Below are 12,628 nucleotides of genomic sequence, written 5' to 3' on the forward strand. Positions count from 1 at the left end.
TTACCGATCGCGGATCCCTAACCGAAGCAGTAACCCGGTGATCCCCTCGCGTAACAGCAGCGACATAAGCTGCTTCTGCTCGCTGGGAGTGAGTTCTTTACAGAGGGTCAGCAGCAGCGATTCCAGATCGCTGTCGTGGGGAGAATAGGTGCCGGGCGTCTCCGCCACGCGCTGGGCGCTGCGGATAAACTCCCTGACTTGCTCATTGACATGGACCAGGCGCGCCTTACCGCCCTGGACGCCAGGCCGCGGAGAGGTCTGCCAGCCTTCTTTCCGCACCCACTTATTGATAGTTTGCCGGCTGTAGCCGGTCAGATGGGCAATTTCTTCAGGTGTCATTCGTTCCTTGAGCATACTATTTCCTGAGTAAATGTATGGGAATTAGCTGTCCATGTTATAGCATCCTTTTACTGGAAAAGGTGACCTGTTTAACTTCTGGCTGCGATAAGGCTCGCAATCTCAGCAGGTTGCCTGCTTTTTCAGCGATTGAATCGAGAAGGATAATTTTGCCGTTGACACCTGAGCGAGGAATTCATATTATGCCGCCCGTCAACACGACACGCTTTACGTTACGGGGCTATAGCTCAGCTGGGAGAGCGCTTGCATGGCATGCAAGAGGTCAGCGGTTCGATCCCGCTTAGCTCCACCAAATTCTGCACCCAGCGGATTTGGTTCGTAAAGAGGTCCTGTGGGGCTATAGCTCAGCTGGGAGAGCGCTTGCATGGCATGCAAGAGGTCAGCGGTTCGATCCCGCTTAGCTCCACCAAAATTCAGAACCCTCGCTTCGGCGGGGGTTTTTTTTATCTATTTTCATGTAAAGCACTTTCTGGTTACGTCAGTTAATCTCCAGCTATTAAAATCGAAAGTAATTTCAGACTTTTTCCTGATAATTCACCTTGCTTGCCCTAAATAAGCAACATAACATTTCCCCCATTAAACGTAATGAGGTTGCCGGAGTTTTAATTAACAATAATGGTTGATAAAATTAACATTAATATCAAAAAAACTCTGTTGGCCTTTATCGTCTGTTTAGTCGCTATTCCGCTGGCTCGTTTTATTTCACCGCAAACGGTTATTGATGGCAATCTTATTTATATTGCCTGGCTGCCAATCAGCGTAATGTTTTCTGTTATTTTTATCTTTGGTCGCTATGCGATTGCGCCATTAATTCTCGCATTTGCCATTACCAATAGCCTGATAATTAAATTAACGCTACCGCAGGCGTTTATCTTACTCTTTTGTCAGCTGTTTGCGGTGTTCGTCTCCTGCGCTATTCTAAGACTGATGGTGGGTAAGCGCTGGCGCTGTGGTCCAACGGCGAAACATATGGGGGCGCGGATCTTCTGGGGCGGGTTCTTCGCGCCGGTGCTGCTGAAAATCACCATGTACCTCGCCGGACAATATTTTGCGTTTCCCCTATCTATTACTAGCTATTTTGGTAGTATGCCGTTGATTTACACCGTAATAGATATTCAAAGTTTAATCAGCGCAGCATTAATTTTTACCACCTTTTTATATTATCCAATGCGGATGATTATCAATCCACGCTACGCTCGACGATTCTGGCGGCAGGAATGTTTACCGTGGCTGGCAGCAAAATATCGTTCCTTTACGCTATATTGGTTTATTGCGCTGGCGGTGATATTAACGCTATTGTGTGCGCCGTATCAGTCTGAATTTATTGCCGGTTATTTAGTTCCGGTGATTTTTATCGTCTACTTTATCGGGATTAGCCGGATTGGTCATGCGCTGCTGCGTATTTCATGGTCGGTCTCGGCTTTTTTACTGGTGGTGTATAACAAAAACTTTCTCCAGGGCGTCCAAAGCGAGTATTCATTATCCTTTGTGCTCTCAGTGTTGATCTCCTTTACTATCTGTTTGTTTTATATGGCAGACACCTATGCCCGCAGCGATCGCAATAAACGCCGCTGGCGTAGTCAGGCGGAAGAAGATCCGCTGACTGGCTTGCCTAACCTGCGCGCGCTGGAGAGCCATTTACAAAGCTGTCCGCAGCAGGTTATCTGCAGCCTGCGTATTCATAATCTCGACTTTCTCAGCAGGCATTATGGCCTGATGATGGGGGTGGACTGTAAACGGCAGATTATTCGGGCGCTGCAACCGCTGCTGGGGGCGGCGGATAAAGTTTTTCAGGTGCCGGGCAGCGAACTGATCCTCGTGCTTGGCGGACCGGAACCCTCATCCCGTTTGCACCATATGGTCGCGGTTCTCAACCACAAAAAATTCAGCTGGCATAATCAGCCGCTGGATCTGGAGTTTGGCGCGGCCTGGGGCCGCGACGACGGTCAGCGCGAGGGACTTCACCAGATGCTGGGTCAGCTAAGCTGGCTTTCCGAACAGGCGGGCAGCGAACGTCGGGTGCTGGCGCTGGATGAGGAGCAGGAGCTGGTGGTGGATCAAACCACCGAGCAGGTGCGCCTCCTCATGCGCGTCAAGCAGGTGCTCAAAGAGCGGGCGCTCATGCTCTATGCGCAACCGATTCAGAACAGGGAAGGGGAGGGATATCATGAGATCCTCACCCGGATGCGCTGTGGCGATAGCGTCATTATGCCCGATCAGTTTATCCCGTTGATTGTGCAGTTTAACCTCAGCCAACGTTTCGACATGCTGGTGCTGGAGACCTTGTTCAGCGTGCTTCATCAGCACGCTGGCCAGCGATTCTCGGTCAATCTGCTGCCTGCGACCCTGATGCAAAAGGATAGCGCTGCGCAGATTATCGCGCTGTTTCAACGCTATGCGGTCTCACCAGACCTTATCACTATTGAAGTCACTGAAGAGCAGGCCTTTTCCAATGCCGACATCAGCCGGCAAAATCTTGAAGCGCTGCGCGCGTTTGGCTGCGCCATCGCCATTGATGACTTTGGCACCGGATATGCGAACTATGAACGACTGAAGCATCTCCAGGCCGATATCATCAGGATTGACGGCTGCTTCGTCCGCGACATCCTCACTGACCCGCTGGACGCCATTATGGTGAAATCGATTGTCGAGATGGCGCGGGCGAAACGGATGAGCGTGGTGGCGGAATATGTCGAAAGCGAACCGCAAAAAGCGCGCTTGCTGGAGCTGGGGGTGAATTATCTGCAGGGCTACCTGGTGGGCAAGCCTCAGCCGCTGGGCGAATGACGGGTAAAAAAAAGCCGGGCATCGCCCGGCTCAGATGACTGGCGCCTGTTACAGAACCAGAGCCGCAATAGAAGCAGACAGGACGCTGACCAGCGTGGAGCCGTAAACCAGCTTCAGACCGAAGCGAGAAACCACGTTGCCCTGTTCTTCGTTCAGACCTTTGATCGCCCCGGCGATGATGCCGATAGACGAGAAGTTGGCGAAGGAGACCAGGAAGATGGAGATAATGCCTTCCGCGCGCGGGGAGAGCGTCGAGGCGATTTTCTGCAGATCCATCATGGCGACGAATTCATTGGAGACCAGCTTGGTAGCCATAATACTGCCCACCTGCAGCGCTTCGCTTGCCGGCACGCCCATCACCCAGGCGACCGGGTAGAAGATATAGCCAAGGATCCCCTGGAAGGAGATGCTGTAGCCGAACCAGCCGGTCACAGTGGCGAACAGGGCGTTCAGCGCGGAGATCAGCGCGATGAAGCCGATCAGCATCGCCGCCACGATAATCGCGACTTTAAAGCCCGCCAGAATGTACTCGCCCAGCATCTCGAAGAAGCTTTGACCTTCGTGCAGATTCGACATCTGCAGATTTTCTTCACTCTCTTCCACACGGTACGGGTTAATCAACGACAGAACGATAAAGGTGCTGAACATGTTGAGCACCAGCGCCGCGACGACGTACTTCGGCTGCAGCATGGTCATGTATGCGCCGACGATGGACATCGATACGGTGGACATCGCGGTCGCCGCCATGGTGTACATACGGTTGCGCGACATTTTGCCGAGAATATCTTTATAGGCAATAAAGTTTTCCGACTGGCCGAGGATCAGCGAGCTGACGGCGTTGAAGGACTCCAGCTTGCCCATGCCGTTGATTTTCGACAGCACGGTACCGATGGCGCGAATAACAATCGGCAGGATGCGAATATGCTGCAAAATACCGATCAACGCGGAAATGAAGACGATAGGGCACAGAACCTTAAGGAAGAAGAAGGCCAGACCTTTGTCGTTCATGCTGCCGAACACGAAGTTTGTCCCTTCGTTGGCAAAGCCGAGAAGTTTTTCAAACATCTCGGAAAAGCCTTTCACAAAACCCAGACCAATATCGGAGTTCAGGAAGAACCAGGCCAGCAGGACTTCAATGACAAGCAGTTGAACAACATAACGAATACGGATCTTTTTACGGTCATGACTGACCAACAGGGCCAGTATAGCCACCACAACGATCGCGAGGACAAAATGCAAGACGCGGTCCATAGTTGCTCCAAATATGAGGCAGGTTAAATTTCCGTGCACATTCTATGCAACGGCTTTAAAGAAAACGAGATCAATTGCACACTATTGCAAGGAACTGTGACCAATGGCAAAAATAGTGATCAAACATCCACTTTTGTTATGTTACGTAAAGGTTTTAAAAGTTGCATTCTTGTACTACTCTTAATAGCGGGCGCGATCGGGTTTACTGACGCCCGTTTTTCATTTCCGGCCAGCAATTGTTCCCTCCTATCACAGCAATCATTATCTCCATTCTAAATGAACTTGATAATCATTCGCATTTTGATAGCATGAAACATAGCAAAGGCTATATTTCCAGAGGCAGAAGATGACTAGCAGTCGCGTTGAGAATAGCAGTAGTCGCGCCGCGCGCAAGGTGAAGCTCGCCTTAATGGGGCCAGCTTTCGTCGCTGCCATTGGCTATATCGATCCGGGTAATTTCGCCACGAATATTCAGGCTGGCGCCAGCTTTGGCTATCAGCTGCTGTGGGTGGTGGTATGGGCCAACCTGATGGCAATGCTGATCCAGGTGCTCTCTGCCAAACTCGGCATTGCCACCGGTAAAAACCTGGCCGAGCAGATCCGCGACCATTACCCGCGCCCGGTAGTGTGGTTTTACTGGGTGCAGGCGGAAATCATCGCCATGGCCACCGACCTGGCCGAATTTATCGGCGCTGCGATTGGCTTTAAGCTGGTGCTGGGCGTATCGCTTCTGCAAGGGGCGGTGCTGACCGGGGTGGCGACCTTCCTGATCCTGATGCTGCAGCGGCGCGGACAAAAACCGCTGGAGAAGGTGATTGGCGGCTTGCTGCTGTTTGTTGCCGTCGCCTATGTCGTTGAGTTGATCTTTTCCCAGCCCGCGCTGGCTCCCCTGACCAAAGGGCTGGCGATCCCTACGCTGCCCAACGGCGAGGCGGTATTCTTAGCCGCCGGGGTGCTGGGGGCCACCATTATGCCGCACGTGATCTACTTACACTCCTCGCTTACCCAGCACCTGCATGGCGGGACGCGAAAAGAGCGCTATAACGCGACCCGCTGGGATGTGGCGATCGCCATGACCATTGCCGGGTTCGTCAACCTGGCGATGATGGCGACCGCCGCGGCGGCATTCCATTTCAATGGCCATACCGGCGTCGCCGATCTTGATCAGGCTTACAGAACGCTGGAGCCGCTGCTGAGCCATGCGGCGGCGACCATCTTTGGCCTCAGCCTGGTCGCTGCAGGTTTATCATCGACGGTGGTGGGGACTCTCGCAGGTCAGGTGGTCATGCAGGGCTTCATTCGCTTTCATATTCCGCTGTGGTTTCGCCGGGCGGTCACTATGCTGCCGTCGTTTGTCGTCATTCTGCTGGGGCTGGATCCAACGCGCATCCTGGTGATGAGTCAGGTGTTGCTGAGCTTTGGTATTGCGCTTGCCCTGGTACCGCTGCTGATATTTACCAGCAATGCAAAGCTAATGGGAGACCTGGTGAATACCCGCTGGGTGAGAGGCATCGGCTGGGCGATAGTCGCGATTGTGGTGAGCCTGAACGGCTGGTTAATTGTGGGATCGCTGCTCGGGGTGGATTAATGGCCTCCTGATGCGGAATAAAGCGAAGGGGAGCCGATGGGCTCCCCTTTTCGTCTGTTAGTGATGGCCATGTCCATGACCGTGACCACGCCCGCCGGGACCACGTCCCCAGCCGCCGCGGCGATCGTCGCGGTCGCTCCAGCCCGCGCGATAGCCGCGCTCCCAGGCTTTATCTCTGCCTTTGTACCAGCCTTTGTGCCAGCCGTTGTCATGACGATGCCAACGGTTATCACGCCATTCATAGTGACGACGCCAGTAATCACGGTCGCGCCAGCTGCCACCGTCCCAGTAGTTACCGTAATTGTCACGATCGCCAATTTGTAATTTTATCGATGGCAACAGGGTGATTTCACCAGCGTTAGCGACTAATGGCGCTGCGGCCAGCAGTACTGCTGCCAGAATCAGTGACCTGAACATACTCTTCTCCTTCACGATCGGGGCCCTAAGCGGCCTGTTAACGTGATATTACGGGCCGGTAAAGACCTATCGCATCGGACGAACTCCGAAAGCATAGAAAAGAGCACTTTTTGCTAAAGTAACATTTGCTTTACAGCGCCAGGATGGCATCAATCGCGGCGCACTCTTCGGCGCTGAAATGACGATGTTTCAGCATTCCGACAGCGTCATCCAGCTGGGCGGTTTTGCTGGCGCCGATCAGCACGGAGGTGACTTTCTCCTCACGCAGCACCCAGGCCAGCGCCATCTGCGACAGCTTCTGCCCGCGTGCTTCCGCCAGCGTATTCAGCTGACGAATTTTTTCTAATCTGGCGCTGGTCAGCTGCTCCGGCTGCAGAAAACGACTGCTGCTGGCGGCACGTGAGTCTGCCGGAATGCCGTTGAGATAGCGGTCGGTGAGCTGTCCGCCGGCCAGCGGTGAAAACGCTATACTTCCCACCCCTTCCGTCTGCAAAAAATCCAGCAGCCCCTCTTCCACGCCGCGTTCAAACATGGAGTAGCGGGGCTGGTGAATGACGCAGGGGGTGCCGAGATCGTTAAGGATCTTCACCGCCTCCCGCGCCTGGGCCAGCGGATAGTTGGAGATGCCGACGTACAGCGCTTTACCCTGACGGACAAGGTGATCAAGCGCGCGCATCGTTTCCGTCAGCGGTGTTTCCGGGTCCGGGCGGTGATGATAAAAAATATCGACATATTCCAGCCCCATGCGCTGCAGGCTCTGGTTAAGGCTGGCCACCAGATATTTGCGTGAACCCCAGTCGCCGTAAGGGCCGTCCCACATGGTGTAGCCCGCCTTGGTGGAGATGATCAACTCATCGCGATAGGGCAGGAGCGCCTCTTTGAGGATGCGGCCAAAATTGCTCTCCGCCGAGCCCGGCGGCGGCCCATAGTTGTTGGCCAGGTCGAAATGGGTAATGCCGAGGTCAAATGCGTGCTGGAGCATCTGCCGGCTGGTTTCCACCCGCGTTTCATCGCCAAAGTTATGCCACAGACCGAGAGAAATTGCCGGCAGCTGAAGGCCGCTGCGGCCGCAGCGACGATAGGCCATCGTTTGATATCGCGTGGTACTTGCCTGGTAAACCATTCTTCCTCCGCAGATAAAACAGGGTGTGTATACGTTTACACTAATCAATGTTCTGCGTGGAGTACATCGCTTTTTCGGCGTAATTATTGCTTTACACCGCCTTTATCGCCCCCTTTCTGGACAGGCGGATCGCTTATTCAATACTCAAATTACACCTGCGCCAAAATGAGGAAAATGGATATGCAACCGACTTACACTATTGGGGATTATCTGCTGGATCGCCTCGTCGACTGCGGTATTGACCGCTTGTTCGGCGTGCCGGGAGATTACAACTTACAGTTTCTCGACCGGGTCATTGCGCACAATGCGTTGGGGTGGGTCGGCTGCGCCAACGAGCTCAATGCGGCCTATGCTGCTGACGGTTATGCACGCATTAAGGGAGCCGGTGCGTTACTAACAACCTACGGCGTCGGCGAACTGAGCGCCCTGAACGGCGTGGCGGGCAGCTATGCGGAGCATATTCCGGTTTTACATATCGTCGGCGCGCCCTCCACTGGCGCTCAGCAGCGCGGCGAACTGCTGCATCACACCCTGGGCGACGGCGATTTCCGCCATTTTGCGCGGATGAGCGAGCAGATCACCTGTAGCCAGGCGCTGCTGACCGCCGGCAACGCCTGCCATGAGATCGACCGTGTTCTGCGCGATATGCTGACGCATCATCGGCCTGGCTATCTGATGCTGCCGGCCGATGTCGCCAGAGCGGCAGCGATTGCCCCAGCGCAGCGCTTGCTGGTGGAGGCCGCTCCGGCGGATGAAAACCAGCTCGCCGGATTCTGCGAGCATGCCAGCCGCCTGCTGCGGGGCAGTCGACGCATCTCCCTGCTGGCGGACTTCCTCGCGCAACGCTATGGCCTGCAAAACACGCTCCGGGAGTGGGTGGCGAAAACCCCCGTCGCCCACGCCACCATGCTAATGGGCAAGGGGCTGTTCGATGAGCAGCAGAGAGGTTTTGTCGGCACCTACAGCGGTATCGCCAGCGCGCCGCAGACCCGGGAGGCCATCGAAAACGCCGACACCATCATCTGCATCGGCACGCGCTTCACCGACACCATCACCGCGGGATTCACCCAGCATCTGGCGCGGGATAAGACGATAGAGATCCAGCCCTTCGCGGTCAGGGTGGGCGATCACTGGTTCAGCGGCGTGCCGATGGATCAGGCACTGGCTGCGCTGATGACCCTTTCCGCACCGCTGGCGGCGGAGTGGGCTGCGCCTCAGGTCGTGGCGCCGGAAGTGGAGGAGGGGGCCGACGGCGAACTCACGCAGAAAAATTTCTGGGCGACGGTGCAGGGGGCGCTGCGTCCCGGCGATATTATTCTCGCCGACCAGGGGACGGCCGCCTTCGGCATTGCCGCGCTGAAGCTGCCGTCAGAGGCGTCGCTGATCGTCCAGCCGCTGTGGGGCTCGATTGGTTTTACCCTCCCGGCCGCCTATGGCGCGCAAACCGCGGCGGCAGAGCGGCGGGTGGTGCTGATCGTCGGCGATGGCGCCGCCCAGCTGACGATTCAGGAGATGGGCTCTATGCTGCGCGATAAGCAAAAGCCGCTTATTCTGCTGCTGAATAACGAAGGGTATACCGTGGAACGGGCGATTCACGGCCCGGAGCAGCGCTACAATGACATTGCCCTGTGGGACTGGCGACGCCTGCCGGAAGCCTTCGCCCCGGACGTTGCCTCGCGCTGCTGGCGGGTTACGCACACCGATGAGCTACGGGAGGCGATGGCGGAGAGCATCACCTCCGATACGCTCACCCTGGTGGAAGTGATGCTGCCGAAAATGGATATCCCCGATTTCCTGCGCGCGGTGACGCAGGCGCTGGAGGAACGAAACAGCCGCGTTTAGTCGGTATGGTGTCTGGCAATCATCAAGGGCCTCCCGGCCAGCAGCAGCCAGGCCGGGAGCATCACAATGCACAGCAGCGGCAGCAGCGTGGTGTCCGGCACCACCACGGCGGCCATAAACAGGCTCAGCCAGCCGTCGCGGGTGACGACCAGCACCATGCCGAGGATCGCGCAGGAGACGGTGATCGCCGCCGGCACGGCGTCCACGTGGGCATGCAGCATCAGCCCCAGCGCCACGCCGACGAAGACCGCGGGGAAAATCCGCCCGCCGCGAAAGCCGCAGGCCGAGGCGAGAACCAGCGCAGCCAGTTTAACCAGCGCGATGAGCAGATAATCCGAGGCGGTCAGCGTCTGGCTGAAGGCCAGCTGCTGCATCTCATCCAGCCCCTTAAACAACGTTAAATGTCCGCCAATGGTCCCGAGGATCCCTAACAGCAAGCCGCCGAGGCCCAGCGTCAGGATCGGGTTTTTCAGGCGGTGCATCAGCGTGTGCAGGCGCGGCAGACACCAGACGGCGACCATACCGACGGCGATAGCGATCAGGGCGACGATCATCCCGCTGACAATATCGACGAAGTGCATCTGGCTATAGTGTGGGAGCGGCAGCGTGAAGTGGGGGTGGAAAAACAGCCCGGTCGTCAGCGCGCCCGCGGCGGCGGCAAGCATCGGGGCAAACAGACGATCCCATAGCGGCGACTCGTTGCTGCTGTTGAGGGTTTGCGAAAAAATCAGCGCGGCGGCCACCGGGGTGCCGAAGAGGGCGCCGATGGTGCCTGAGGCCGCGAGAATGGTCCAGTCAAGAGAGCTGACCCGCGGGAACAGTCGGGAGCCGACGGCGACGGCCAGCGCAATATTCACCACCATAATCGGATGCTCCGGGCCGAGGCTGACGCCGCCGGCGAGGCCAAGGATCAGCGCCGCCAGCAGCCCGGGCAGCGCGCCGGTGGCAATGGGCGCGCCGATTAACGACTCGGTCGCCGGGTCCGGCCCGGCATGCCCCGGGCTGTAACGGACGACCAGGCCCACCGCGATCCCCGTCGCCGTGAGAATGGCGATGATCCACAGCGGGTTCTCGGCGCTTACTCCAAACTGCACAGGCAGATTGCTCCACAGGATGCGCTGCAGCAACGCGGCAATCTTCATCGCGCCGATCAGGATCAGACTGGAGGCGATGCCAATCAGGATAGCCGGCACCGACAGGATCAGCATTGTTCTGGCGCGAGGATGGAGCATGACAATGTCCTTGTTAAAGTTCAGGAGCACTACTTTGCCTTTGTCGGCGGGGACCGTCGATGCAAATGGTGCTGAAACGATAAAGTTAAGGCGGCGTCTGATACCCGTGGCCTCGTTAATAGGCTACTTTGCATTGATTACAAACTAAATGTGACCTGTGTCGCTAAACAAGGGGCGTCCGCGAGTTGGACGTTGTTGTTAAGCCGCCATGAATTTACAGTGTGCCAAAAGATTTATTTTGACTTTAGCGGAGCCGTAACGGAATGACAAAATTTGCTTTAGTAGGAGATGTCGGGGGGACCAACGCCCGCCTGGCGCTGTGTGATCTGGCGAGCGGAGAGATCTCTCGTGCAAAGACCTATTCCGGGCTCGATTACCCCAGTCTGGAGGCGGTGGTGCGCGTCTATCTCGAGGAGCATCAGGTGACGGTCAGCGAAGGCTGTATCGCTATCGCCTGCCCGATCACCGGCGACTGGGTGGCGATGACCAACCATACCTGGGCCTTCTCCATCGCCGAGATGAAGCGCAACCTTGGCTTTGCGCACCTGGAGATTATCAACGATTTCACCGCCGTTTCAATGGCCATCCCGATGCTGAAAGCCGAGCACCTGATTCAGTTCGGCGGCAGCGCGCCGGTAGCCGGCAAACCGATCGCCGTTTATGGCGCCGGAACCGGGCTGGGCGTAGCCCATCTGGTACACGTTGATAAGCGCTGGGTCAGCCTGCCGGGCGAAGGCGGCCATGTCGATTTTGCGCCGAACAGCGAAGAAGAGGGGATTATTCTGGAAGAGCTGCGCGCTGAGCTGGGGCATGTCTCCGCAGAACGCGTCCTCTCCGGTCCTGGTCTGGTCAATCTTTATCGCGCGATAGTCAAATCGGATGGTCGACTGCCGGAGAACCTGCAGCCGCGTGAGGTCACCGAGCGGGCGCTGGCGGATAGCTGCACCGACTGTCGCCGGGCGCTGTCGCTGTTCTGCGTCATTATGGGGCGCTTCGGTGGAAACCTGGCGCTGACCCTGGGGACGTTTGGCGGCGTCTATATCGCTGGCGGCATCGTGCCGCGCTTCCTGGAGTTCTTTAAAGCCTCCGGCTTCCGCGGCGGTTTTGAGGACAAAGGTCGTTTTAAAGCCTATGTCCAGGATATCCCGGTTTACCTGATCGTGCATGACAACCCAGGCCTGCTGGGCTCCGGCGCGCATCTGCGTCAGACGCTGGGTCAAGTGCTGTAAGCGCATTCCTCCCGGGCTACTGTCGTAGCCCGGCCAGGCGGGGAGCCCCGCCGTCTACAGATTCATCAGCTGGCGAAACTCTTTCACTTTACTGCGACTGACCGGAACCTGAAACTCCAGGTCGCGCAGGCGTAGCACATAGGTATTGTTAAACCACGGCTCAATTTCCCGAATTTTGCTGAGATTCACACAGTACGAGCGGTGACAGCGAAAGAAATGTGCGGTGGGCAGTTTGCTGCAGAATTCGGTAATGTTCATCGGCATGACGAATGACTCCCGGCGAGTGTAGACGAAGGTCATCTTCTCGTGCGCCTCGGCATAATAGATATCATGAATGCTGGTGACGATGATCCGCTCATCTTTTATCAGATTGATGGTGTCGTTTTCCCGAGGCGCCACGCTGGTTAACCCGGAAGCGGCGTTATTCTGCTGCTGCCAGGCGGCGGTCAGCTTCTGCAGCATATTGATGATGCGCGACTCCTGGTAGGGCTTCAGAATGTAGTCAAACGCCTCCAGCTCAAAGGCTTCCACGGCGTGTTCTTTCCACGCGGTGATAAAGACGATAAAAGGCTTATGGGCGAACTGGCTGATGTTCTGCGCCAGCAGAACGCCGTCCAGCGATGGAATATTGATATCGAGAAAGATGGCGTCGACCTTGTTGTGCTGGAGAAATTTCAGCACGTCCAGTCCGTCGTCAAAGCTGCCGACGATCTCCATCTGGCTGTGGGTGTTGATAAGCCAGGAGAGTTCCTGTTGGGCCAGAAACTCATCCTCCACAATGATAACTTTCATCTTTTCTCCG

General features: G+C 56.4%; 10 protein-coding genes and 2 tRNA genes. 6 read left to right on the forward strand and 6 right to left on the reverse strand.

Going from position 1 to position 12,628, the window contains the following annotated elements; all coding sequences use genetic code 11:
* Entirely contained in the window at window positions 1-354 is a 354-nt protein-coding gene (locus tag ACOI6Z_RS00765) for a YfeC-like transcriptional regulator (RefSeq protein WP_004202017.1), read from the reverse strand.
* A gap of 219 nt (window positions 355-573) precedes the next feature.
* On the opposite strand from ACOI6Z_RS00765, the gene ACOI6Z_RS00770 reads away from it, so the two are divergent.
* From ACOI6Z_RS00770 to ACOI6Z_RS00780, 3 genes are all read left to right on the forward strand, one after another.
* A tRNA-Ala gene (locus ACOI6Z_RS00770) sits at window positions 574-649 on the forward strand.
* 41 nt (window positions 650-690) lie between these two features.
* Window positions 691-766, forward strand: a tRNA-Ala gene (locus ACOI6Z_RS00775).
* Window positions 767-972: 206 nt separating this feature from the next.
* Window positions 973-3,144: an EAL domain-containing protein gene (locus ACOI6Z_RS00780; protein ID WP_420686790.1), complete on the forward strand. Its 2,172-nt coding sequence runs from the start codon at window positions 973-975 to the stop codon at window positions 3,142-3,144.
* A gap of 48 nt (window positions 3,145-3,192) precedes the next feature.
* Here the strand turns inward: ACOI6Z_RS00780 and nupC are convergent, their stop codons facing one another.
* The gene (gene nupC, locus ACOI6Z_RS00785) at window positions 3,193-4,395 is read right to left on the reverse strand and encodes a nucleoside permease NupC (protein WP_012540950.1); all 1,203 of its coding nucleotides are present in this window, start codon (window positions 4,393-4,395) and stop codon (window positions 3,193-3,195) included.
* A 346-nt stretch (window positions 4,396-4,741) separates the two neighbouring features.
* Between nupC and ACOI6Z_RS00790 the strand changes: the two genes are divergently transcribed.
* Window positions 4,742-5,983 (forward strand): Nramp family divalent metal transporter, encoded by a 1,242-nt coding sequence (locus tag ACOI6Z_RS00790; RefSeq protein WP_004202021.1) that lies wholly within the window; start codon window positions 4,742-4,744, stop codon window positions 5,981-5,983.
* Window positions 5,984-6,040: 57 nt separating this feature from the next.
* Here ACOI6Z_RS00790 and ACOI6Z_RS00795 read toward each other — a convergent pair whose 3' ends face one another.
* Window positions 6,041-6,400, reverse strand: a complete 360-nt coding sequence (locus ACOI6Z_RS00795; protein ID WP_023290584.1) for a DUF2502 domain-containing protein — start codon at window positions 6,398-6,400, stop codon at window positions 6,041-6,043.
* Between the two features lie 130 nt (window positions 6,401-6,530).
* The gene (mgrA, locus tag ACOI6Z_RS00800; RefSeq protein ID WP_023290583.1) at window positions 6,531-7,523 is read right to left on the reverse strand and encodes an L-glyceraldehyde 3-phosphate reductase; all 993 of its coding nucleotides are present in this window, start codon (window positions 7,521-7,523) and stop codon (window positions 6,531-6,533) included.
* A gap of 180 nt (window positions 7,524-7,703) precedes the next feature.
* Here mgrA and ACOI6Z_RS00805 point away from each other — a divergent pair, with 180 nt between their 5' ends.
* Window positions 7,704-9,365 carry an alpha-keto acid decarboxylase family protein gene (locus ACOI6Z_RS00805; protein ID WP_032453679.1) on the forward strand — a complete coding sequence of 554 codons (1,662 nt, stop codon included), beginning with the start codon at window positions 7,704-7,706 and terminating at the stop codon, window positions 9,363-9,365.
* Here the strand turns inward: ACOI6Z_RS00805 and ACOI6Z_RS00810 are convergent.
* Window positions 9,362-10,597 carry an ion channel protein gene (locus ACOI6Z_RS00810; RefSeq protein WP_049013229.1) on the reverse strand — a complete coding sequence of 412 codons (1,236 nt, stop codon included), beginning with the start codon at window positions 10,595-10,597 and terminating at the stop codon, window positions 9,362-9,364. The genes ACOI6Z_RS00805 and ACOI6Z_RS00810 overlap by 4 nt on opposite strands.
* A gap of 263 nt (window positions 10,598-10,860) precedes the next feature.
* Between ACOI6Z_RS00810 and glk the strand changes: the two genes are divergently transcribed.
* The gene (gene glk, locus ACOI6Z_RS00815; RefSeq protein WP_004202027.1) at window positions 10,861-11,826 is read left to right on the forward strand and encodes a glucokinase; all 966 of its coding nucleotides are present in this window, start codon (window positions 10,861-10,863) and stop codon (window positions 11,824-11,826) included.
* 54 nt (window positions 11,827-11,880) lie between these two features.
* Here the strand turns inward: glk and ACOI6Z_RS00820 are convergent, their stop codons facing one another.
* Window positions 11,881-12,618 (reverse strand): LytR/AlgR family response regulator transcription factor, encoded by a 738-nt coding sequence (locus ACOI6Z_RS00820; RefSeq protein WP_023290580.1) that lies wholly within the window; start codon window positions 12,616-12,618, stop codon window positions 11,881-11,883.
* Window positions 12,619-12,628 lie beyond the last annotated feature (10 nt).

This window comes from Klebsiella sp. C239 (assembly GCF_048822715.1).
Classification (GTDB): domain Bacteria; phylum Pseudomonadota; class Gammaproteobacteria; order Enterobacterales; family Enterobacteriaceae; genus Klebsiella; species Klebsiella quasipneumoniae.